The organism is Serratia sp. TSA_105.2 (assembly GCF_052692115.1).
In genome coordinates, this window is record NZ_JBQZFT010000001.1 from 843418 (window position 1) to 864847 (window position 21430).

The following is a 21430-nucleotide window of genomic DNA, read 5'->3' on the forward strand; positions in this document are numbered from 1 at the left end:
GACGACCGGTCTATTAAATACAGGATGCACTATGAAGACTGAAAAATTGCTCTCTCCGCTGAAGGTTGGCGCCATCACCCTGCCCAACCGCGTGTTTATGGCTCCACTGACGCGTCTGCGCAGCATCGAGCCGGGCGACATTCCTACGCCGCTGATGGCGGAATATTACGCACAGCGCGCCGGCGCCGGCCTGATCGTGACCGAAGCGACCCAGGTTTCCTTCCAGGCGAAAGGCTACGCCGGCGCACCGGGGTTGCATACCCCGGAGCAGATCGCCGCATGGAAAAACATCACGCAGGCAGTGCATGATAAAAACGGCCATATCGCCGTACAGCTGTGGCACGTAGGCCGCATCTCCCACGCCAGCCTGCAGCCGGGCGGGCAAGCGCCGGTCGCGCCTTCGGCAATCAACGCCGAAACCCGCACCACCGTGCGTGATGAAACCGGCGCCTGGGTGCGCGTACCGACCTCCACGCCGCGTGCGCTGGAAACCAGCGAGATCCCGGGCATCGTCAACGATTTCCGCCAGGCGACCGCCAACGCGCGGGAAGCCGGCTTCGACTTCATCGAACTGCATGCGGCCCACGGCTATCTGCTGCACCAGTTCATGTCACCCGCTTCCAACCAACGTACCGATCAATACGGCGGCAGCATCGAGAATCGCACTCGCCTGACGCTGGAAGTGGTCGACGCGGCGGTCGCCGAATGGGGTTCCGAGCACATCGGTATTCGTATCTCACCGCTGGGGCCGTTCAATGGGCTGGACAACGGTGAAGATCAGGAAGACGCGGCGCTGTATCTGGTGGAAGAGCTGAATAAGCGCAACATCGCCTACCTGCACATCTCCGAACCGGACTGGGCCGGCGGCAAACCGTATTCCGACGCCTTCCGCGACTCGGTGCGCGCCCACTTTAAAGGGGTGATCGTCGGCGCCGGCGCCTACACCGCCGAAAAAGCCGAAGCGTTGATCGAAAAAGGCTTCATCGACGCGGTGGCCTTCGGCCGCAGCTACATCGCCAACCCGGATCTGGTCGAGCGCTTCCGCCAGCATGCGCCGCTGAACGAGCCTAAGCCGGAAAGCTTCTACGGCGGCGGCGCCGAAGGCTATACCGACTATCCGTTTCTGGCGAAGTAACCTGTCCTGACCCCAACGGCCACACAACCGCATGGCCGTTTTTTTATGCGCCGCACGCAAAAAAGCCCGCACGGGGCGGGCCGGTGTTCCCTGGTGTTGTGCTCTACTGCCGTTCAATTTTTACACGCTTGCCGTCGAAATAGATAATTGATTGTGCAGATCAATTACTCTGTATCGATCGGTACGCTCGATCAATATTTAGACATCACCGTCGCGAGCCCCATAAGTGACATTGTCACTCATTCGTTACGTTGAATTCCCTTGCGGGACAAGGCTATACTCGCTTGTGCTTCAATCCACCCGCCGTCTGCCACGGCACTGTCAATTCAGAGGAATTATGCGCTTACTCCATACCATGATCCGCGTCGGTGACCTGCAACGCGCCATCGACTTCTACACCAAGGTATTAGGCATGCGCCTGCTGCGCACCAGCGAAAACCCAGAGTACAAATATTCGCTGGCTTTCGTCGGCTATACGGAAGAGAGCGAAGGCGCGGTTATCGAACTGACCTATAACTGGGGCACCGACAGCTACGACATGGGCACCGCCTTCGGCCACCTGGCGCTGGGCGTGGACGACGTTGCCGCCACCTGCGACAGCATCCGCCGCGCAGGCGGCAAGGTCACCCGCGAAGCCGGCCCGGTGAAAGGCGGCACCACGGTCATCGCCTTCGTCGAAGATCCGGACGGCTACAAAATCGAGCTGATCGAAAACAAACACGCCGGTCAGGGCCTCGGCCACTAAGCCTCCCCTTCAGGGCGCGCTGCGCCCTGCTGATTCTCCGCGCGATAGCGCCTGCAACCGGGCGCAAAATTTGCCATAATGCGCGCTGCATTCGATGAAGATAAGAAACTGATGGCCGAAAAAAGTGATCTTAACGCCCTGAGTGGTCGTTTTCGTGGGTTTTATCCCGTAGTAATAGATGTTGAAACCGCCGGCTTCAACGCCAATACCGATGCGTTGCTGGAGATCGCCGCCGTCACGCTGAAAATGGATGAAGATGGCTGGCTGCAGCGGGACGAGACCCTGCACTTCCACGTGGAGCCTTTCGAGGGCGCCAACCTGCAGCCGGAAGCGCTGGCGTTTAACGGCATCGATCCGCACAATCCGCTGCGCGGCGCGGTCAGCGAATATGACGCGCTGCACGCCATTTTCAAAGCGGTGCGCAAAGGGCTCAAGGATCGCGGTTGCAACCGGGCCATTATCGTGGCGCACAACGCCAACTTCGATCACAGCTTCCTGATGGCCGCAGCAGAACGCGCCGGCCTGAAGCGCAACCCGTTCCATCCGTTCGCCACCTTCGACACCGCTGCGCTCAGCGGCCTGGTACTGGGCCAAACGGTGTTGGCGAAAGCCTGTATCGCCGCCGGTATGCCGTTCGACAGCAGCCAGGCGCACTCTGCGCTGTACGACACCGAGCAAACTGCCCTGCTGTTTTGCGAGCTGGTTAACCGCTGGAAACGTCTCGGCGGCTGGCCGCTGCCGGTCGGCGATCTCGCCGAGTAAGCCCAACAAAAAAGGCGGCCCAGTTTGCACTGGCGCCGCCCGTTACGCGATAACCGCAAGCCTGCCGATTAAGACTGCTGGTCTTCCTGCGCTTTATACTTTTCTGCCGTTTCTTTGATCAGCTGCTGCAGTTCGCCGCGCTGATACATCTCGATGATGATATCGCAACCGCCGACCAGCTCACCGTCTACCCACAGCTGCGGGAACGTCGGCCAGTTGGCGTATTTTGGCAGCTCGGCGCGAATGTCCGGGTTTTGCAGAATGTCCACGTAGGCGAAACGTTCGCCGCAGGCGGACAGCGCTTGCACAGCCTGTGCGGAGAAGCCGCAGCTCGGCAGCTTTGGCGAACCTTTCATGTACAGCAGAATCGGGTTTTCAGCGATCTGATGCTGAATTTTTTCAAGTGTCGTCGTCATTTATTGCTTCCTCAAGCCACATTTCATGGCTACAACATGCATCACGCGGGCTATTGTAGCGGCTGGAACAGTCGCAAGAAAACGCCATCTTTTGCAAGGATATTCGCCCGCTACCGATCGCGTTTCACCGGCCACGTCATTCCGGTCAAAACATACGTTGAGAATAACATTTTTAATCCGACCATTTCACTAATATATTGCTTGGCGATGACGGCGGGGATTAATTATATCCACAGCCACCCGGCGGTGCTTTTTTATACACCAACGGACTGATTTTGAACCAAAAAAAATGTCATTAACGTTTTCTCACAATATGGATTATTATTTATGAGTTCTTCGCTGTTTTATATGGCGAAATTCGGGAATACTGTAACTCTTTCGATATCCGCTTCGGGGCCAAGGTTGGTGACGTCGACATGCGTTTAATTCTTACGCTCTTTGCGCTGCTGTTTACGCAGCTCTTCTTCAATTTGGCGCACGCTGCGCCACAGGCGCGTGTTGCCGCCGAGCAGCGTAAAAGCCATGCTAATGAAGCGCGGCCCGATGACCGCAGAAAAAAGAAAGCGGACAAAGCCGCTAAAAAAGCCAAAGTGACGGCCCCTGCGAAAAAAACCAGGGCCGCCAAGACGAAAAGCGAGAAAAGCGCGAAAAAGATCGCCAGCGCCAAACCCAAGGCCAAAGCGCAGAAAACCGCCAAGATTAAAGTCACCCCGCCGAAAAAGGGCTATAAAAAAGGCTATGGTCGCCACCGCGAAGCCGGTATGGCCACCGCCAAACTGGCGCGTGACGAAAAACCGTTAAAACTCAGCCCGGCGCACAAAAAACGCTACCAGCATGCCAAGCAGACCGCGATGGCCAAGCTGATGGGGCAGATGGGCAAACCTTACCGCTGGGGCGGCAGTTCGCCGCGCACCGGCTTCGACTGCAGCGGCCTTATCTATTACGCCTATAAAGACGTGGTGAAAATCAAAATGCCGCGCACCGCCAACGAAATGTATCACCTGCGCGACGCGGCGCCGATCAAGAAAAGCGAGCTGGAAAGCGGCGATCTGGTGTTCTTCCGCATCAACAACCGCGGCGTGGCGGACCATGTTGGCGTCTACCTCGGCAACGGCAAATTCATCCAGTCGCCGCGCACCGGCGAAGAGATCCGCATCAGCCAGCTCGACAACGACTATTGGCAGAACCACTACATCGGCGCACGCCGCGTAGTAACGCCGAAAACTATCCGTTAATTCCCTGCTCTGCGCGGTTGCGGTCCCGGTCGCAACCGCCTGCTCAAGCTCTCGCCCATCGCACCACCCCACGCGCATTTCTCGCTTTTCTTCCTGTTTTTTATGATGAAAATTGTTAAGATTGAAAGACCACAATAAAAAACGGCCCATATGACTCTCGCCCCGGCGGAAAGCGAATGGCGCTGTAAAGGAGGAAGCAATGTCGTTTGAATTACCTGCATTACCGTATGAGAAAAACGCGCTCGAGCCGCACATCTCCGCTGAGACCCTGGAATACCACTACGGCAAACACCACAATACCTACGTGGTTAACCTGAACAACCTGGTGAAAGGCAGCGAGTTCGAGGGCAAATCGCTCGAAGAGATCATCAAGACCTCTAACGGCGGCGTCTTCAACAATGCCGCGCAGGTGTGGAACCACACCTTCTACTGGCACTGCCTGTCGCCACAGGGCGGCGGTGAACCGCAGGGCGAACTGGCGGCGGCGATCGTCAAATCCTTCGGCTCCTTCGCTGCGTTCAAAGAGCAGTTCACCGATGCCGCAGTGAAAAACTTCGGCGCCGGCTGGACCTGGCTGGTGAAAAAACCAGACGGCGCGCTGGCGATCGTCAACACCTCCAACGCGGCCACCCCGCTGACCGGTGAAGACAAACCGCTGCTGACCGTTGACGTGTGGGAACACGCGTATTACATCGATTACCGCAATGCGCGTCCAAAATACCTGGAAAACTTCTGGGCGTTGGTCAACTGGACCTTCGCCGCGGAAAACCTGGCGTAAGCGCAGGTTCTGAGGTGATGAGGCGCAGCCAGGCTGCGCCTTTTTTATAACCGGGGGTAAATCAGTTCAACGCGGCAACGAAGCTGAAAGCGATAATGACCGCTAACGCGCAGACGGTGGTGAACAGCGACATCTTCAATTCGGTATCCATGACAACTCCTTTAAAATGGGCTTTCCTAAGGATAAAAGGCGCACAATTAGTACGTCAAATCATTTTCCCACAGTTCGCCGACAAAATCTTGTTATCATTTCCCGGTTTATAATCTCGATTACCTCTTCCACTTTTGTTCAATATGCGACAAAATTCGCAGTTCACAACTGCGTACCGGCATCCATGCCCCTCCTGATTAAGCGCTGAAGACTTCAACACACTAAAAACTCAGTTTTCGCTTCTCTGGAGAAGGATCTACGTAGGCAAACGATTAACATCACACTTACATGCTGTAAACATGTGAGTTCAGGAGTCATTCCTTACATGGCAACGATTAAAGATGTGGCCAAACGCGCGGGCGTTTCCACCACCACCGTTTCCCACGTCATCAATAAGACTCGTTTCGTCGCCGAAGAGACCAAAGCGGCCGTGTGGGCCGCCATCAAAGAACTGCACTACTCGCCGAGCGCCGTGGCGCGCAGCCTGAAAGTCAATCACACCAAGTCGATCGGCCTGCTGGCCACCTCGAGCGAAGCGCCCTACTTTGCCGAAGTGATCGAGGCGGTGGAAAACAGCTGCTACAGCAAGGGCTACACCCTGATCCTGTGCAACTCACACAATAATCTGGATAAGCAGCGCGCCTATCTGGCGATGCTGGCGCAAAAACGCGTCGACGGCCTGCTGGTCATGTGCTCCGAGTACCCCGATCAGCTGCTGGGCATGCTGGAAGACTACCGTAATATCCCGATGGTGGTGATGGACTGGGGCGCTGCGCGCGGCGACTTCACCGATACCATCATCGATAACGCGTTCGAAGGCGGCTATCTGGCCGGCCGTTACCTGATCGAGCGCGGCCACCGCGATATCGGCGCCATTCCGGGCCAGCTGTCGCGCAACACCGGCGGCGGCCGTCATCAGGGCTTTATGAAGGCGCTGCAGGAAGCGCATATCGACATCCGCGAAGAGTGGATCGTCCAGGGTGACTTTGAGCCGGAGTCCGGCTACAAGGCGATGCACCAAATCCTGTCGCAAAAACAGCGGCCGACCGCGGTATTCTGCGGCGGCGACATCATGGCGATGGGCGCCATCTGCGCGGCCGACGAGCTGGGGCTGCGGGTGCCACAGGATATTTCTGTGATCGGCTATGACAACGTGCGCAACGCCCGCTACTTCACCCCGGCGCTGACTACCATTCACCAGCCGAAAGAGCGTCTGGGCGAAATGGCCTTCACCATGCTGCTGGATCGCATTATCAGCAAACGCGAAGAGTCGCAGGTGATCGAAGTGCATCCGAAGCTGATCGAACGCCGCTCGGTCGCCGACGGCCCGTTCATCGACTACCGCCGCTAATCCCCCGCGCCGGAAGCCTGCGCGGCTTCCGGTTCCACCTCGCTCAGCCACTCCTGATTCAGCGTTTCCCCATCGCCCAGATACGCCAGCAGCCAGCTCATCGCCGGTGACGGTTTATCCTGCTGCCAGGTCAGGCAGCAAGGGCTGGCAGGAAACGGCTGCTGCAGCTGCAACGCCTTCAACTCACCGCGCTGCACCCGCGGCAGCGCCCGATGCGCCGGCATCATGCCGACGCACAGCCCGGCGCACAAACAGTCGAGCGCCGAAGTCCAGTCCGGCACCACCAGCCGCCGCTGGTTATCCAGCGTCCAGGTGACGCGCTTGGGCAGATTGCGCGAGGTGTCCTCCAGGCAAAGCGAAGGGTACGGCCGCAGCTGATCGTCATTCAGCGGCCCCGTCAACTGCGCCAGCGGATGTTGCGGGCTGACCACGCACAGCCAGTTCATATAACCCATGTCGCGGAAGGCGAAACCGCCGCCGACCGGCACCGCACGGGTGGCGCCGATCGCCATATCCGCCCTGCCGTCCACCAAGGCATCCCACACGCCGTTGAACACCTCGGGTTGCAGCATCAATTCGACGTCGGGGAAATGACGGTAGAAATCCAACACCAGCTGACGGCTGCGCTGCGGTTTGACGATGATGTCGACCGCGATATTCAGCTGGCCGCGCCATCCGTTGGCCACCTGCTGACAGTGGCGGCGGGTGTCGAGCATTTTTTTGATAACAACTCGCGCATCCTTGATAAACAGCGCGCCGGCCGGCGTCAACTCCACGTCGCGGTGGCGCCGCTCAAACAGCGGCACCGCCAGCCATTGCTCCAGCTGCCGTACGGTATAGCTCACCGCCGACGGCACCCGGTGCAGCTCCTGCGCCGCCGCGCTGAAACTGCCGGTACGCGCCACTGCGTCGACCACTTCAAGAGAATATTCAGACCACATCGCTTTGCCTTCAATTTTTTTAACAGCACTTTGCAAATATTACCGTTTCACAAGCAGAGATCCAGCCGGATACACTGGCCGGCGCTAAAAACCTGCGACACTAAAATATTAACGAGAAATACCATGCGAAATTCCTTTGGCTTTATGTTCTACCTCGCCGGCCTGAGCATGCTGGGTTATCTGGCGACCGATATGTACCTCCCCGCCTTCGGCGCCATGCGGGAGGAACTGCAAATTTCCGCCGGCGCGGTGAGCGCCAGCCTGAGCATCTTCCTGGCCGGCTTCGCCTTCGCGCAGCTGCTGTGGGGGCCGCTCTCCGACCGTCTGGGCCGCAAACCGGTATTATTGATCGGCCTGACGCTGTTCGGCCTCGGCTGCCTGGGCATGCTGTGGGTAGAGAACGCCGTGCAGCTCTGGATCCTGCGCTTTATTCAGGCCGTCGGCGTCTGTTCCGCCGCCGCCATCTGGCAAGCGCTGGTGGTCGACCGCTATCGCGAAGGCCAGGCCAATCGCGTATTCGCCACCATCATGCCGCTGGTCGCGCTGTCTCCGGCGCTGGCGCCGCTGCTGGGCGCCTGGCTGTTGAACCACGCCAGCTGGCGTGCAATCTTCGCCGTGCTGCTGGCCATCACCGTACTGTTGCTGCTGCCGACGCTGATGCTCAAAGAGCGTGCCAAAACGCAGCCCACCGCCGAGGCGCCAAAAAACGGCGTCAGCTTCTGGCGACTGTTGAAATCCCCGGTGTTCAGCGGCAACGTCGCCATGTACGCCGCCTGCTCGGCAGGCTTCTTCGCCTGGCTGACCGGCTCGCCGTTCATCCTCGGTGATATGGGCTATGGCCCGAGCGACATCGGTCTGAGCTATGTGCCGCAGACGCTGGCTTTCCTGCTGGGGGGCTATGGCTGCCGTGCCGCGCTGAAGCGCATCAATGGCAAAACCCTGCTGCCGTGGCTGCTGGTAGCTTATGGTGTCAGCATGGTGGCGCTGTATCTGGTGGCGACCCTGACCGCACCGACGCTCACCACGCTGCTGATCCCGTTCTGCGTGATGGCGCTGGTCAACGGCGCCGGCTATCCGATCATGGTGGCTAATGCGCTGATGCCGTTCCCGGAAAGCAGCGGCAAGGCCGCCGCGCTGCAAAATACGCTGCAGCTGGGGCTGTGCTTTGTGGCGAGCATGCTGGTGTCGGCGTTCATTGCCCAGCCGCTGTTGGCGACGGTGACGGTAATGGTATCGACGGTGATCCTGGCCGCGCTGGGGTATTTCCTGCAGCGGGGAAAAGCAGTTGACGCGCAGCAAAAGGCGCAGCGGGAACATGCTAACTCAGCGTCATAATTACCAAGTTTAATAATCACTTAAAGAATATGCGTGCCGAGTGCGATTTACAGTTGAGTCAACGTCTCGGCACGCCTATACTCAAAAACAACCTTGTAAAGTAACACCTTATAATCTCTATATCTCAATTAGCACTTGTGTACGCGCTTTGCGTCACACTCTTTTTTTAAGGATGCGTTTATCCCGCGCCGTTCGCGCCGGGTCGTTTCTTTAAATTTCCTCTGTTCATAGTCGGATATCAGACGCCGCGGGCCTATTTTCCGCCGGTAAACGTATGCACCCGCAGAAATTGTCTAAGCTGTTTCCTAACGGGTCATCAGTCAGAAGAAGGTGATGGAGAAGCTATGAGTTCATCGTGTATAGAAGATCTGAGCATCCAGGACAATCAGTGGTACCGTATCGCGCACGAAATGCTCGGTCTGGCCGGCATTGAAATCAACGGATCGCGCCCTTTCGATATTCAGGTTAAAAATCCCGATTTCTTTAAACGCGTCCTGCAGCAAGGGTCGCTGGGCCTGGGCGAAAGCTACATGGACGGTTGGTGGGAGTGCGAACGGCTGGATATGTTCTTCCAGCGCGTGGTCAGCGCCGGGCTGGAGAAGAAACTCCCCCACCACCTGAAAGATACCCTGCGTATCGCCGCCGCGCGCCTGACCAACCTGCAATCGAAAAAGCGCGCCTGGATCGTCGGCAAAGAACATTACGATCTCGGCAACGATCTGTTTACCCTGATGCTCGATCCTTACATGCAATATTCCTGCGGCTACTGGAAAGACGCCACCACGCTGGAGGAAGCGCAGGAAGCGAAGCTGCGGATGATCTGCGAAAAACTGCAGCTGCAGCCAGGTATGCGCCTGCTGGACATCGGCTGCGGCTGGGGCGGTCTTTCCGCCTATGCGGCGAAGCATTACGGCGTGTCAGTGGTCGGCGTAACCATTTCTGCCGAACAGCAGAAGCTGGCTCAGGCGCGCTGCGCCGGGCTGGATGTGCAGATCCTGCTGCAGGATTACCGCGATCTGCATCAGCAGTTCGACCGCATCGTGTCCGTCGGTATGTTCGAGCACGTCGGGCCGAAAAACTACCGCACCTATTTCAACGTGGTAGAGCGCAATCTGGCGCCGCACGGCCTGTTCCTGCTGCACACCATCGGCTCCAACAAAACCGACATGAACGTCGATCCGTGGATCAACAAGTACATTTTCCCGAACGGCTGCCTGCCTTCAGTGAGCCATATCGCCGAAGCCAGCGAGGGCCATTTCGTGATGGAAGACTGGCACAACATCGGTGCCGACTACGATCGCACGCTGATGGCCTGGTTCGAACGCTTCAAACAGGCGTGGCCACAGCTTGCCCCGCGCTATTCCGAACGCTTCGAGCGGATGTTCAGCTACTACCTGAACGCCTGCGCCGGCGCCTTCCGGGCGCGCGATCTGCAGCTGTGGCAGGTGGTGTTCAGCCCGAAAGGCGTTGAAGGCGGCATTCGCGTCGCGCGCTGAACGTTTCCCCCAATGAAAAAGCCCCGGCAACATCATCGCCGGGGCTTTTTTTTGCTCTTTCGGACCCTGCGGGTTAACCGCAGTAAACGCGAATGATTTTATCGTTGCTATCGCCGAGGAAGTTCAGGCGGCGCAGGTTGAAATCCATGGTGACGGCAGAGTTGTACGGAATGGCGCGCACCTTGGCGTCGATCCGCACGCCTTCCAGCGAGGTCATCGGCTTACCGACGAAGTTTTGATACTGCGAAGCACCGCAGGTATCGTCCGCATCGGCCATTTGCGCGCCGGCGCCCTGCTCAGGTGAGCTGCTGCAGGCGCTCAGCGCCAGCAACGCGGTTAACAACAACGTTTTCCCATAAAACTTCACGCGTTTCTCCTCTCTGCTTATGATTCGATACCGGCGGCAACGCCGGAATCGCTGTCAGTCTTTGTGCGCCGGCGCCATCGCCGCCGCCAGCGTCGCTTCCCGGTTGGCCAGCACGCGCTCGACGGTGTCCACCACCGCCTGCGTTTGCGGATCGATTTCGATGTTCACCTTGTCACCCAGGCGTTTCTTACCCAGCGTGGTGCGATCCAGCGTTTCCGGGATCAGGTGCACACAGAAACGGTTATTCACCACTTCGCCGATGGTCAGGCTAATGCCGTCGATGCCGATGAAACCTTTGTGCAGCACATATTTCATCAATTCCGCATTCGGCATGCGCAGCCATACCTGGCGATTATTTTCCGAGGTATAAATCTTGGCCACTTCCGCCGTGCAGATAATATGGCCGGACATCAAATGGCCGCCAATTTCGTCATTGAACTTTGCCGCGCGCTCGATATTGACGATGTCGCCCAGCGCCAGGTCGCCGAGGTTGGTCAGGCGCAACGTTTCCTTGATCAAATCGAAGCTGACGCGGTTGCCTTCCACCGCGGTCACGGTCAGGCAGCAGCCGTTATGGGCCACCGACGCGCCCAGCTCCAGCCCCGGCAACAGCTCGGCAGGCATCTCGATCACGTGGGTGCGGAAATTGGGTTTCTCATCAATGGCGACCAGCGGCGCGGTGCCTTGTACGATACCGGTGAACATATGTGCCTCTTCTTGCTAAATAGGTTAAAACGCTCCCGGCAGTTTGCCCCAGTTGGCGCTGAAAACCAAATCCGCGTAGGCAAAAAACGCGGGCCTGCGCATTTAATAACTATTTATCTGCGGCGTTTGCTTAACGACGCCGAGCAGGTACAATCTTTTTGACAAAATTCCGCTATTTTAATTGTTGTCCTCTCGCGACAGCCCTCCCTCCCACATATATAAATAGAAAAGGTGTATGCGTGCAGAAGTACTTAATTGAAGCGCGTAGTTTATTGGCTCTCGCTATCCCGGTCATCATCGCGCAAATATCGCAAACCGCCATGGGCGTGGTGGATACCATCATGGCCGGCGCCTATAGCGCCACCGACATGGCGGCGGTTGCGGTCGGCACCTCCATCTGGCTGCCGGCCATCCTGTTCGGCCACGGCCTGCTGCTGGCGCTGACCCCGGTTATCGCCCAGCTTAACGGCGCCGGGCGGCGCGATCGCATCGCTCACCAGGTGCGTCAGGGTTTTTGGCTGGCTTCCGGCGTGTCGGTGCTGCTGATCGTGGTGCTGTATAACTGCAAGTTCGTCATCGACATGATGCACAACATCGATCCGCAGCTGGCGGATAAAGCCGTCGGTTATCTGCACGCCATCATGTGGGGAGCGCCGGGTTACCTGTTCTTCCAGGTGATGCGCAACCAGTGCGAAGGCCTGTCCAAAACCAAGCCCGGCATGGTGATCGGCTTCCTCGGTCTGCTGGTGAATATCCCGATCAACTACATCTTCATCTACGGCAAGTTCGGCATGCCGGAGCTGGGCGGCGTCGGCTGTGGCGTCGCCACCGGCAGCGTCTACTGGCTCATGTTCCTGATGATGCGCTGGTACGTGAAGCGCGCACCCTCGCAGCGCGACATCAAACGCCAAACCGGTGATCTCGGCCGCCCGGACTGGGCGGCGCTGAAGCGCCTGATCGGCATCGGCATGCCGGTGGCGCTGGCGCTGTTCTTCGAAGTCACCCTGTTCGCCGTGGTGGCTCTGCTGGTTTCGCCGCTGGGGATCGTTGCGGTCGCCGGCCACCAGATCGCGCTTAACTTCAGCGCGCTGATGTTCGTGCTGCCGCTGTCGCTGGGCGTCGGCGCCACCATCCGCGTCGGTTACCGTCTGGGGGAAGGTTCGGTCGAAGGCGCGCGCGTCGCCGCCTACTCCGCCATCGGCGTCGGCGTCACCATGGCCATCTGCACCGCGCTGTTTACCGCCACCTTGCGCGAACCGATCGCCCTGCTGTACAACGATAGCCCGGCGGTGGTGGCGATGGCTTCGCAGCTGATGCTGCTGGCGGCGCTGTACCAGATTTCGGATTCGGTCCAGGTGATCGGCAGCGGCGTGCTGCGTGGTTATAAAGATACCCGCGCGATCTTCTTCATCACCTTCATCGCTTATTGGGTGTTGGGCCTGCCGAGCGGCTATCTGCTGGCGTTAACCGACGTGGTGGTGCCGGCGATGGGGCCGAGCGGTTTCTGGATCGGCTTTATCATCGGCCTGACCTTCGCCGCCATCATGATGGCGCTGCGCATGCGCTGGCTGCAGAAACAGCCGACCGCCGTCATCCTGCAGCGATCCACGCGCTGAGCCCACGCCCGGCCGGTTTCCTCCCCGGCCGGGCCGCGGTTTGCAGAAAAAAACGCCGGACTGCGCATAACCTCAGCAATCGCGTGAAATACCGAATAAAATTGCGCTTTTCCCCTTGCCAGCACGCGGGTAGCTCGTTAATATTCGTCCCCGCTGTCAGCCATGACAGACAGGAAAAGATGCGTCCGTAGCTCAGTTGGTTAGAGCACCACCTTGACATGGTGGGGGTCGGTGGTTCGAGTCCACTCGGACGCACCAAATTCCTGAAGCAGTACAGTGCGTCCGTAGCTCAGTTGGTTAGAGCACCACCTTGACATGGTGGGGGTCGGTGGTTCGAGTCCACTCGGACGCACCAAATTTCAGAAACAGCCCAGTGCGTCCGTAGCTCAGTTGGTTAGAGCACCACCTTGACATGGTGGGGGTCGGTGGTTCGAGTCCACTCGGACGCACCATATTGCTGATTCACCTCACCCTGTCGCGTTATACTTCCCGTTGTATCGTCTCTGCCGACCGCCCGATTATGATGCCGTTCGCGCCGTGCTACCGCCACCAACCATCAGGAACGCCACATGACCAGCTTTACCGCCAAAACCGCCTTTTTACCGCTTGGCAATGGCCCTGCCCGTCGTGAAGGCGTGATGAGCGACGGTTCACCGGCGGCGGAAGTGCGTTTCGAGGCCGGCGACTTCGGCCAACTGCAAAAACCTCCACATCCAGTGCAAACCCGGGTGATCTCCGGTGAGTTCGAGTTTACCCTCGGCGGCGACACCCGGATGGTACGGGCCGGCGAGAGCCTGATATTGCCGGCCAACGTCGCCAGCGGTTGCTTCTGCCTGAGCGCCGGCGTGCTGCTGGAAATCCCCCAAACGCGCTAACCCATAGGTACAAAAAGGTTATTTGCGCAACAAGCAACCCACAACGCGTTGCATTTGCGCCACATTTAGCCCCGTTTTGCTATATCCGCCGCACCGCCGCGGTTTTTTATTTTGTTTCCCGCCGCTTAGCCTTTATAATGCGCAACGTCTATCAGTTGAATGGTTTCAGCCCTTGATCTGCGAAAACGCTATAACAACACGATCTGATCTTACCCCGTTGCGCAGCATCCCCGCGCCCCCGCGCGGGCTGAATTTTTCCGCCCCACTTCAACTGTCGTCACCTATCCTTAACTATGTTTTTCACCACCAGGCACGACCCAAATTCCCAACCGGCGTAAACCGCGCCGGTCAAATTCGTTTTTTTATCCATCACAACTTGTAGAAAACTCCGCCATGAAAAAGACCAAAATTGTTTGTACCATCGGTCCAAAAACCGAATCGGAAGAAATGCTGACCAACCTGCTCAATGCAGGCATGAACGTGATGCGTCTCAACTTCTCTCACGGCGACTATGAAGAGCACGGCAACCGCATCAAGAACATGCGCGCCGTGATGGCGAAAACCGGTATCAACGCCGGCATCCTGCTGGATACCAAAGGCCCGGAAATTCGCACCATGAAACTTGAAGGCGGTAAAGACGCCTCGCTGGTCGCCGGCCAAACCTTCACTTTCACCACCGACCAGAGCGTGATCGGCAACAGCGATCGCGTAGCGGTCACCTACGCCGGCTTCGCCGCCGACCTGAAGATCGGCAACACCGTGCTGGTTGACGACGGCCTGATCGGCATGGAAGTCACCAATGTGACCGAAAACGAAGTCATTTGTAAGGTGCTGAACAACGGCGACCTGGGCGAGAACAAGGGCGTCAACCTGCCGGGCGTTTCCATCCAACTGCCTGCGCTGGCCGAAAAAGACAAACGCGACCTGATCTTCGGCTGCGAACAAGGCGTCGACTTCGTGGCGGCGTCCTTCATCCGTAAACGCTCTGACGTGCTGGAGATCCGCGAACACCTGAAAGCCCACGGCGGCGAGCAGATTCAGATCATCTCCAAGATCGAAAACCAGGAAGGCCTGAATAACTTCGACGAGATCCTCGAAGCGTCCGACGGCATCATGGTTGCCCGTGGCGACTTGGGCGTCGAGATCCCGGTCGAAGAAGTGATCTTCGCCCAGAAGATGATGATCGAGAAATGCAACCGCGCGCGTAAAGTGGTGATCACCGCCACCCAGATGCTCGACTCCATGATCAAGAACCCACGCCCTACCCGCGCGGAAGCCGGCGACGTTGCCAACGCCATCCTGGACGGAACCGATGCCGTCATGCTGTCCGGCGAGAGCGCCAAGGGCAAATACCCGCTGGAAGCGGTCAACATCATGGCGACCATCTGCGAGCGTACCGATCGCGTGATGCCAAGCCGCATCGACGCCCAGAACGATCGTCGCAAGCTGCGCATCACCGAAGCGGTATGCCGCGGCGCGGTTGAAACCGCCGAGAAACTGGACGCGCCGCTGATCGTGGTCGCCACCAGCGGCGGCAAGTCGGCGAAATCCGTGCGTAAATACTTCCCGAACGCGGTGATCCTGGCGCTGACCACCAATGAAACTACCGCGCATCAGCTGGTGCTGAGCAAGGGCGTCATCCCGCAGATGGTCAAGGAAATCGCCTCTACCGACGACTTCTACCGCATCGGTAAAGAAGCCGCGCTGGCCAGCGGCCTGGCGCAGAAAGGCGACGTCGTGGTGATGGTTTCCGGCGCGCTGGTGCCGAGCGGCACCACCAACACGGCCTCGGTACACGTGCTGTAATATAAAACGTGACATAATTGCCTTGATCAAAACGCCGCTTTGCGGCGTTTTTTTTATCGGCAGTAAACTATTTTTCTCAAAACGCAACCGCGATCCGCTCATTATTTAGCTAATAAAGAATCGGAGTAGTCCCATGGAAGCCGGCTGTTTTCCCTCGTTTTTTTAACTAATTTGTAAAACCAGATGCAAGTTTGAGCGAACGATCAAAATAAAGCACCTCAACACTAAAAAATTATTCTCTTTCGAAAAAAGTTTGTGTAATACTTGTAACGCTACATGGAGATTAACTCAATCTAGAGGGTGTTATAATGAATCGTACTAAACTGGTACTGGGCGCGGTAATCCTGGGTTCCACTCTGCTGGCTGGCTGCTCTAGCAACGCTAAAATCGATCAACTGTCTTCTGACGTTCAGACTCTGAACGCTAAAGTTGATCAGCTGAGCAACGACGTGAACGCAATGCGTTCTGACGTTCAAGCTGCTAAAGACGACGCAGCACGCGCTAACCAGCGTCTGGACAACCAAGCTCACGCTTACAAAAAGTAAGTTAGCTTTGGTTATTGAAAACGGCGCACATTGTGCGCCGTTTTTTTTTGCCTGCTCATCGGCCCGGGGGTTCTCCTTCGGCAGACAAAAAAAGAGGCTCAGCACGCTGACCCCCTCTTCGACCGCTCAGTCCTGCAAACTCAGTTCACGGAACTGATTGGCGCTGCCTTGAATGGGCTCTTATTCGCCGCAGGCGCCGCTACAGGCGTCAAACTCACCGCCGACGGGCTCTCCCCTACATTGACCAGTACCGGCATGCCAGAACGGCGTACAACCGCGCTATCGAACACGGCGCGATCGGTCTGACCATCCGCAGCAAAGGCTTTCTCCGCTTTAGACAACGCAATCGGCATGGTCTGCGGATCGTCGCTTTCCACCCGCGACAGCGGCTGGTGTACTTCCACATAGCGTTTGCCGTCCGGCTCAACCGAAATCTTCACCGGATCGTTGATCACCTGTACCCGCGTACCGCGCGGCACCATATTAAACAGCGCTTCGATGTCCGTCGGACGCAGACGAATACAGCCGGAACTGACGCGCATGCCGATACCGAAGTTGGCGTTGGTGCCGTGGATCAGGTATTCACCGCGCCCCATCGCCAAACGCAGGGCGAACAACCCCATCGGGTTCTCAGGGCCGGCCGGCACCACCGCAGGCAGCGTCACGCCCTGGGACTGATAGCGTTTGCGGATGTTGGCGGTTGGCGTCCAGGTCGGGTTAGGGATCTTCTGGCTGACGGAGGTCACCTCCAGCGGCGTGTGCATCCCTGTCTGGCCGATACCGATCGGATAGACGATCACTTTATTCTCGCCTTTCGGGTAGTAGTAAAGGCGCAGCTCGGCCAGGTTGACGACGATCCCTTCACGCTTGGTGTCGGGCAGCAGCATTTGGGTCGGAATGGTCAGCACCGTACCCGGCTTGGGCAGGAACGGATCGGTGCCGGGGTTGGCTTCCAACATGCCCAGCAGGCCGATCTTGTAATCGGCGGCGATCGCCTCCAGCGGACGGCCGTCGTTTGGCACGGTATAAGTGGTGTTTTCACCGATCAGACGGCTGTCCGGCGGCGGCAGCGGATATTCGGTCGCACTGGCCGCCTGCGTGCCGGCCAATACGGTAGCGAAGACCATGCCCATTAAACTCAACGCACGTTTCATTATCATCCCTATATTTTTTATGACGGTTCGCCCCCAAGGCTAACGAGCGCCTGGCGGTGGGTAAATCAGACAATACCTGATTAATACTAGCAATGCTGGTATCAAAGGCAATAAGTCCTCTAAAAATCAACACGTTATAACGTAATCGCTGCCACTGATTGTCAACGAAACGTCAACAGGTAAGCTGCTGAAATATCACTGAATAGAGGGCGTTGTCCGGGGGAAAACTGCGGATTGTAAAGACTCATTGACAAAGCGAAGGTATCAATGAGCCTTGAGGATGCGGGCGTTATGGGTCAGGCCAGCTGCGCCGCTTTGCTGCGAATGGCGCGGATCATCGCCTCCAGCCCCTGTGAGCGTGAAGGCGTCAGATGTTGGCTGAGCGCCAGTTCGGCGAAAAACGGCCGCACGTCGAGTTCGACGATCTGCTGCGGCGTCAATTGACGATAAAGAATAAACACCACCGCCAGCAGCCCTTTGACGATCGCCGCGTCGCTGTCGCCGTGAAACTCCACCTGCCCCTGCTCATCTCTGCGCATCACGATCCACACCTGGCTCTGACAGCCGGAAATCAGGTTGCCGGCCTGCCGCTCGGCCTCGTCCAGCGGCGGCAATTTGGCGCCGAGTTCAATCACGTACAGGTATTTCTCCTCCCAGTTCAAACAGCGGGAGAAATTACGCACCAATTTATCTTTGTCCGGCAAATTCGCCATGGGGATCCTTTTGTACCGCCGGGGACGCGCCCCGGCCTAGCCTAATAGCTGATGAATGCGTTGCAGCCCGGCCACCAGCCGGTCCACCTCTTCGCGGGTATTATATAACGCCAGCGAAGCGCGGCACATGCTCGGCACCTGATAAAACGCCATCAGCGGCATGGCGCAGTGATGGCCGGTGCGAATGGCGATGCCGTACTGGTCGAGGAAGCTGCCGACGTCATAGGCATGGTGCTCCCCCAGGTTGAAGGCGATCACCCCGGCGCGATGCGCCGGACCATAGATTTTCAGCGTCGGCACCTGGCTCAGCGCCTCCAGCGCGTAGTGCATCAGCGACTGTTCATAATCGTGGATCGCATTCAGGCCCAGGGCTTCAACGTAATCGAACGCCGCCCCCAGCCCCATGATGCCGGCGGTGTTCGGCGAACCTGCCTCGAAGCGCCACGGCGGATCGGCAAAGGTGGTGCCCGCCGTCAGGCTTACCTGGCGAATCATCGAGCCGCCCCCTTCCCACGGCGGCATCTGCTGCAGCAGCGCCTGGCGGCCATACAGCATGCCGATGCCGGAAGGGCCGTACAGCTTGTGGCCGGAAAACACGTAAAAATCGCAGTCCAGCGCCTGGACATCGACGCGCTGGTGCATCACCGCCTGCGCGCCGTCCACCAGCACCGTCAAATTCGGCGCCAGGTCTCTGGCGCGGGCGATGATGTCGCGCACCGGGTTGACGGTGCCCAGCACGTTGGAGACCTCGGTCAGCGCCAGCAGTTTACAGGACGCATCGACCAGCTCCGGCAGCCGCGCCAGATCCAGCGTACCGTCCGGCAGTAGCGGCCACACCCGCAGCTGCAGCCCGCGCTCCTGCGCCAGCATCTGCCACGGCACGATGTTGGCGTGGTGCTCCATCTCGGTGATGAGAATCACATCGCCCGGCTGCAGCAGGTGGCGACCAAAGCTGTTGGCCACCAGATTGATACCTTCGGTGGTGCCCTTGACGAACACCATCTCTTCCGCCGAGGCGGCGTTGATAAAGCGCGCCGCCTGTTCCCGCACCGCTTCCATCTGCTGAGTCGCCTCGGCGCTCAGGGTGTGAATGCCGCGATGCACCGCCGCATAACCGTGGCGGTAGAACGCCAGCTCGCGGTCGATCACCGCCTGCGGTTTCTGCGCGCTGGCGGCGCTGTCGAGATAGGCCAGCGGTTGGCCGTTCACCTCACGCGCCAGCAGCGGGAAATCGCTGCGCACGCGTTCAATCGGATAACTCATGCAGCCTCCCCCGGCAGGCGCTGGGCGATGCGCGCCAGCACTCGTTCCCGGATGATGTCGTTGGCGATGCCTTCGGTCAGCTCGGCGGCGAAGGCAAAGATGATCATCTGCTGCGCCGCGTGTTTGTCGATGCCGCGCGACTGCAGATAGAACAGCTGCTCTTCATCGATGCGCCCCACGGTGGCGCCGTGGCTGCATTTGACGTCGTCGGCGTAGATCTCCAGCTGCGGCTTGGTATCCACTTCCGCCACCTTACCCAACAGCAGGTTATGATTGGTCATCTGGCCGTCGGTTTTGATCGCGTGCTTGGCCACTTTGATCATGCCGTTGAACACCGCCTTGCCGCGATCGCTGACCACGGTTTTATGCAGTTGACGGCTTTCGCAATATCCCTTGTTGTGCTCCAAATAGGTGCGGGTATCGCAAATCTCTTTGCCCACCGGCAGCACCAGGCTGTTGATCACCAGATTTGCGCCTTCGCCGTTCAGCTGCGCGCTGGTGTTATGCCGCGTCAGGCCGGCGCCCAGCAGGAAGCTGTCGCTTTTCACCCGCGCGTCGCGGCCGATAACCAGATCGTTGTGGGCAAAGTGGTAACTCGGTTGGCTCTCAAACGCCAGTTTGCAGTGCAACAGCCCGGCGTTGTCCGCCACGTTGGCGGTCAGGCGCGCGCCGGTGAAGTGCGCGGCCTCGCCCAGGCTGACATAGTGTTCAATCACTTCCGCCTCGGCCCCGCGCCCGATCTCCAGATGATGGCGGTGATGCACGGTGTTCACTTCCCCGGTGGCACCGCGTCCGCTGCTGATGTGCAGCAGGTACAGCGGGCGTGCAGGAGCCTTGCCGGCCGGCAAGCGAATCAGGCTGGTTTCCTGCGCCAGGCTTTCGGTCAGGTGCAGGAAAACCTCCGGCTGGATCGGCTCCGGCAGCGCCTGCGGCGTGCCGTAGGCGGTCAACTCGAACTGGTAGTCGCCCAGATCGCCATCGCTCATCGCGGCGCTGTAGCGGCCGTCGATAAACACCAGCCGGCAGGCATCAATGCCGAGCGCCAGCGCCTCGAGCTGCTCTGCGCTTACCAATGCGGGCTGCGGCTCGAGGAACTGCTGCTCCAGCAGGCTCTCCAGCGGCGTGTATTTCCAGTTCTCATGCTTGCGCGTCGGCCAGCCGAGGCGCAACGCCTGCTGCCAGTGGGCCAGCGCATGCGGCGAACGCTCGCCGCCGCGGCCTTCGAACAGGCGATACAACTGCTGCAGCGCGTTTGAATTACTGTTGGTCGGTAAGCCAGCCATAGCCCTGCTCCTCCAACTGTTTCACCAGCGAGAAATCGCCGGATTTAACGATGCGCCCCTGGGACAGCACGTGTACATAATCCGGTTTGATGTAGTCCAGAATGCGCTGATAGTGGGTCACGATGATAAAGGCGCGCTTGCCGTCCCGCAGCGAGTTGACGCCGTTCGCGACGATCTTGAGCGCGTCGATGTCCAGGCCGGAGTCGGTTTCATCGAGAATGCACAGATCCGGCTCCAGCGCCGCCATCTGCAGAATGTCGTTGCGCTTTTTCTCGCCGCCGGAGAAGCCGACGTTGACCGAACGGGTCAGCAGATCGGCCGGCATATCCAGCAGCGCGATTTTCTCTTCGATGAAATCGGCGAAGTCAAAACGATCCAGCGGCTCCTGCTCGCGGTATTTACGCACCGCGTTGACCGACGTCTGCAGGAAGAAGTGGTTGCTGACGCCGGGGATCTCCACCGGGTACTGGAAGGCCAGGAACACGCCTTCGCCGGCGCGATCTTCCGGATCCAGCTCCAGCAGATCCTTGCCCTTGAAGGTGACTTCCCCTTCGGTCACTTCGTACTCTTCACGCCCGGCCAGCGTGGCGGACAGCGTGCTCTTGCCCGAGCCGTTCGGCCCCATGATGGCGTGCACTTCGCCCGGTTTGATCTCCAGATCCAATCCCTTGAGGATCTCGTTGCCTTCCACGCTGACTTTCAAATTCTTGATGCTTAACATGCTGTGTCCTCAGATAGCGCCGGCGGCGCTAAAAATGC

General features: G+C 58.5%; 22 protein-coding genes and 3 tRNA genes. 15 read left to right on the plus strand and 10 right to left on the minus strand.

The features are described from left to right. The first annotated feature begins 31 nt into the window (after positions 1-31). The 3 genes from ACUTSC_RS03785 to rnt all read left to right on the plus strand — a co-directional run bounded on the left by ACUTSC_RS03785 (position 32) and on the right by rnt (position 2642). Positions 32-1135 carry an alkene reductase gene (locus tag ACUTSC_RS03785; protein WP_060432117.1) on the plus strand — a complete coding sequence of 368 codons (1104 nt, stop codon included), beginning with the start codon at positions 32-34 and terminating at the stop codon, positions 1133-1135. Positions 1136-1472: 337 nt separating this feature from the next. Next, positions 1473-1880: a lactoylglutathione lyase gene (gloA, locus tag ACUTSC_RS03790; RefSeq protein WP_004931325.1), complete on the plus strand. Its 408-nt coding sequence runs from the start codon at positions 1473-1475 to the stop codon at positions 1878-1880. 78 nt (positions 1881-1958) lie between these two features. Beyond that, on the plus strand, positions 1959-2642 hold the full coding sequence (gene rnt / locus ACUTSC_RS03795; RefSeq protein WP_197767745.1) for a ribonuclease T: 684 nt from the start codon (positions 1959-1961) through the stop codon (positions 2640-2642). 68 nt (positions 2643-2710) lie between these two features. On the opposite strand, the gene ACUTSC_RS03800 is transcribed toward rnt, so the two are convergent. After that, positions 2711-3058: a Grx4 family monothiol glutaredoxin gene (locus tag ACUTSC_RS03800; RefSeq protein WP_004931329.1), complete on the minus strand. Its 348-nt coding sequence runs from the start codon at positions 3056-3058 to the stop codon at positions 2711-2713. 416 nt (positions 3059-3474) lie between these two features. On the opposite strand from ACUTSC_RS03800, the gene ACUTSC_RS03805 reads away from it, so the two are divergent. Both ACUTSC_RS03805 and sodB read left to right on the plus strand, forming a co-directional pair. Next, positions 3475-4293, plus strand: coding sequence for an NlpC/P60 family protein (locus ACUTSC_RS03805; RefSeq protein ID WP_197767744.1), 819 nt, complete (start codon positions 3475-3477; stop codon positions 4291-4293). A 199-nt stretch (positions 4294-4492) separates the two neighbouring features. Continuing rightward, a complete protein-coding gene (sodB, locus tag ACUTSC_RS03810) occupies positions 4493-5071 on the plus strand; it encodes a superoxide dismutase [Fe] (protein ID WP_004931333.1) in 579 nt (192 codons plus the stop codon). Between the two features lie 61 nt (positions 5072-5132). Here sodB and cydH read toward each other — a convergent pair whose 3' ends face one another. Then, positions 5133-5222, minus strand: coding sequence for a cytochrome bd-I oxidase subunit CydH (cydH, locus tag ACUTSC_RS03815; protein WP_019455989.1), 90 nt, complete (start codon positions 5220-5222; stop codon positions 5133-5135). 324 nt (positions 5223-5546) lie between these two features. Between cydH and purR the strand changes: the two genes are divergently transcribed. Further along, positions 5547-6572, plus strand: coding sequence for an HTH-type transcriptional repressor PurR (gene purR, locus ACUTSC_RS03820; protein WP_033638375.1), 1026 nt, complete (start codon positions 5547-5549; stop codon positions 6570-6572). Here the strand turns inward: purR and punR are convergent. After that, positions 6569-7513: a DNA-binding transcriptional activator PunR gene (gene punR, locus ACUTSC_RS03825; protein ID WP_107226868.1), complete on the minus strand. Its 945-nt coding sequence runs from the start codon at positions 7511-7513 to the stop codon at positions 6569-6571. The genes purR and punR overlap by 4 nt on opposite strands. A gap of 123 nt (positions 7514-7636) precedes the next feature. On the opposite strand from punR, the gene punC reads away from it, so the two are divergent. Beyond that, entirely contained in the window at positions 7637-8848 is a 1212-nt protein-coding gene (gene punC / locus ACUTSC_RS03830; RefSeq protein ID WP_443003626.1) for a purine nucleoside transporter PunC, read from the plus strand. Positions 8849-9192: 344 nt separating this feature from the next. After that, positions 9193-10344 (plus strand): cyclopropane fatty acyl phospholipid synthase, encoded by a 1152-nt coding sequence (cfa, locus tag ACUTSC_RS03835; protein WP_038874787.1) that lies wholly within the window; start codon positions 9193-9195, stop codon positions 10342-10344. 73 nt (positions 10345-10417) lie between these two features. Here cfa and ACUTSC_RS03840 read toward each other — a convergent pair whose 3' ends face one another. Both ACUTSC_RS03840 and ACUTSC_RS03845 read right to left on the minus strand, forming a co-directional pair. Next, positions 10418-10711, minus strand: a complete 294-nt coding sequence (locus ACUTSC_RS03840; protein WP_038874785.1) for an I78 family peptidase inhibitor — start codon at positions 10709-10711, stop codon at positions 10418-10420. Positions 10712-10765: 54 nt separating this feature from the next. Continuing rightward, entirely contained in the window at positions 10766-11416 is a 651-nt protein-coding gene (locus tag ACUTSC_RS03845) for a riboflavin synthase (protein WP_016927930.1), read from the minus strand. Positions 11417-11655: 239 nt separating this feature from the next. Between ACUTSC_RS03845 and ACUTSC_RS03850 the strand changes: the two genes are divergently transcribed. The 7 genes from ACUTSC_RS03850 (at position 11656) to ACUTSC_RS03880 (ending at position 16258) form a co-directional block, all read left to right on the plus strand. Beyond that, positions 11656-13032 (plus strand): MATE family efflux transporter, encoded by a 1377-nt coding sequence (locus tag ACUTSC_RS03850; protein ID WP_445653100.1) that lies wholly within the window; start codon positions 11656-11658, stop codon positions 13030-13032. A 181-nt stretch (positions 13033-13213) separates the two neighbouring features. Continuing rightward, positions 13214-13290: transfer RNA gene (locus ACUTSC_RS03855), tRNA-Val, on the plus strand. 20 nt (positions 13291-13310) lie between these two features. Then, positions 13311-13387, plus strand: a tRNA-Val gene (locus ACUTSC_RS03860). A 20-nt stretch (positions 13388-13407) separates the two neighbouring features. Further along, positions 13408-13484, plus strand: a tRNA-Val gene (locus tag ACUTSC_RS03865). Between the two features lie 117 nt (positions 13485-13601). Further along, positions 13602-13907 (plus strand): cupin, encoded by a 306-nt coding sequence (locus tag ACUTSC_RS03870; RefSeq protein WP_445653101.1) that lies wholly within the window; start codon positions 13602-13604, stop codon positions 13905-13907. A 393-nt stretch (positions 13908-14300) separates the two neighbouring features. Beyond that, complete coding sequence (pykF, locus tag ACUTSC_RS03875) at positions 14301-15713, plus strand: pyruvate kinase PykF (protein ID WP_197767739.1); 1413 nt, start codon at positions 14301-14303, stop codon at positions 15711-15713. 308 nt (positions 15714-16021) lie between these two features. Then, positions 16022-16258 carry a major outer membrane lipoprotein gene (locus ACUTSC_RS03880; RefSeq protein WP_004931354.1) on the plus strand — a complete coding sequence of 79 codons (237 nt, stop codon included), beginning with the start codon at positions 16022-16024 and terminating at the stop codon, positions 16256-16258. 140 nt (positions 16259-16398) lie between these two features. On the opposite strand, the gene ACUTSC_RS03885 is transcribed toward ACUTSC_RS03880, so the two are convergent. From ACUTSC_RS03885 to sufC, 5 genes are all read right to left on the minus strand, one after another. Then, positions 16399-17412: a L,D-transpeptidase family protein gene (locus tag ACUTSC_RS03885; RefSeq protein ID WP_197772991.1), complete on the minus strand. Its 1014-nt coding sequence runs from the start codon at positions 17410-17412 to the stop codon at positions 16399-16401. Between the two features lie 296 nt (positions 17413-17708). Next, complete coding sequence (sufE, locus tag ACUTSC_RS03890) at positions 17709-18125, minus strand: cysteine desulfuration protein SufE (RefSeq protein ID WP_060432959.1); 417 nt, start codon at positions 18123-18125, stop codon at positions 17709-17711. 36 nt (positions 18126-18161) lie between these two features. Continuing rightward, positions 18162-19388: a cysteine desulfurase SufS gene (gene sufS, locus ACUTSC_RS03895; protein ID WP_197772990.1), complete on the minus strand. Its 1227-nt coding sequence runs from the start codon at positions 19386-19388 to the stop codon at positions 18162-18164. Further along, positions 19385-20671, minus strand: coding sequence for a Fe-S cluster assembly protein SufD (gene sufD / locus ACUTSC_RS03900; RefSeq protein WP_197767736.1), 1287 nt, complete (start codon positions 20669-20671; stop codon positions 19385-19387). The genes sufS and sufD overlap by 4 nt, the downstream gene beginning before the upstream one ends. Next, positions 20646-21392 carry a Fe-S cluster assembly ATPase SufC gene (gene sufC / locus ACUTSC_RS03905; protein WP_004931365.1) on the minus strand — a complete coding sequence of 249 codons (747 nt, stop codon included), beginning with the start codon at positions 21390-21392 and terminating at the stop codon, positions 20646-20648. The genes sufD and sufC overlap by 26 nt, the downstream gene beginning before the upstream one ends. Positions 21393-21430 lie beyond the last annotated feature (38 nt).

Excerpts from the sequence above, each read along its gene's own strand:
- ACUTSC_RS03785 (WP_060432117.1), top strand. The coding sequence starts at position 32 with ATGAAGACTGAAAAATTGCTCTCTCCGCTGAAGGTTGGCGCCATCACC.
- punR (WP_107226868.1), bottom strand. The coding sequence starts at position 7,513 with ATGTGGTCTGAATATTCTCTTGAAGTGGTCGACGCAGTGGCGCGTACC.
- gloA (WP_004931325.1), top strand. The coding sequence starts at position 1,473 with ATGCGCTTACTCCATACCATGATCCGCGTCGGTGACCTGCAACGCGCC.
- pykF (WP_197767739.1), top strand. The coding sequence starts at position 14,301 with ATGAAAAAGACCAAAATTGTTTGTACCATCGGTCCAAAAACCGAATCG.
- sufC (WP_004931365.1), bottom strand. The coding sequence starts at position 21,392 with ATGTTAAGCATCAAGAATTTGAAAGTCAGCGTGGAAGGCAACGAGATC.
- sufD (WP_197767736.1), bottom strand. The coding sequence starts at position 20,671 with ATGGCTGGCTTACCGACCAACAGTAATTCAAACGCGCTGCAGCAGTTG.
- ACUTSC_RS03870 (WP_445653101.1), top strand. The coding sequence starts at position 13,602 with ATGACCAGCTTTACCGCCAAAACCGCCTTTTTACCGCTTGGCAATGGC.
- punC (WP_443003626.1), top strand. The coding sequence starts at position 7,637 with ATGCGAAATTCCTTTGGCTTTATGTTCTACCTCGCCGGCCTGAGCATG.
- rnt (WP_197767745.1), top strand. The coding sequence starts at position 1,959 with ATGCGCGCTGCATTCGATGAAGATAAGAAACTGATGGCCGAAAAAAGT.
- cydH (WP_019455989.1), bottom strand. The coding sequence starts at position 5,222 with ATGGATACCGAATTGAAGATGTCGCTGTTCACCACCGTCTGCGCGTTA.
- ACUTSC_RS03880 (WP_004931354.1), top strand. The coding sequence starts at position 16,022 with ATGAATCGTACTAAACTGGTACTGGGCGCGGTAATCCTGGGTTCCACT.
- ACUTSC_RS03800 (WP_004931329.1), bottom strand. The coding sequence starts at position 3,058 with ATGACGACGACACTTGAAAAAATTCAGCATCAGATCGCTGAAAACCCG.
- purR (WP_033638375.1), top strand. The coding sequence starts at position 5,547 with ATGGCAACGATTAAAGATGTGGCCAAACGCGCGGGCGTTTCCACCACC.
- cfa (WP_038874787.1), top strand. The coding sequence starts at position 9,193 with ATGAGTTCATCGTGTATAGAAGATCTGAGCATCCAGGACAATCAGTGG.
- sufS (WP_197772990.1), bottom strand. The coding sequence starts at position 19,388 with ATGAGTTATCCGATTGAACGCGTGCGCAGCGATTTCCCGCTGCTGGCG.
- ACUTSC_RS03845 (WP_016927930.1), bottom strand. The coding sequence starts at position 11,416 with ATGTTCACCGGTATCGTACAAGGCACCGCGCCGCTGGTCGCCATTGAT.
- sufE (WP_060432959.1), bottom strand. The coding sequence starts at position 18,125 with ATGGCGAATTTGCCGGACAAAGATAAATTGGTGCGTAATTTCTCCCGC.
- ACUTSC_RS03885 (WP_197772991.1), bottom strand. The coding sequence starts at position 17,412 with ATGAAACGTGCGTTGAGTTTAATGGGCATGGTCTTCGCTACCGTATTG.
- sodB (WP_004931333.1), top strand. The coding sequence starts at position 4,493 with ATGTCGTTTGAATTACCTGCATTACCGTATGAGAAAAACGCGCTCGAG.
- ACUTSC_RS03805 (WP_197767744.1), top strand. The coding sequence starts at position 3,475 with ATGCGTTTAATTCTTACGCTCTTTGCGCTGCTGTTTACGCAGCTCTTC.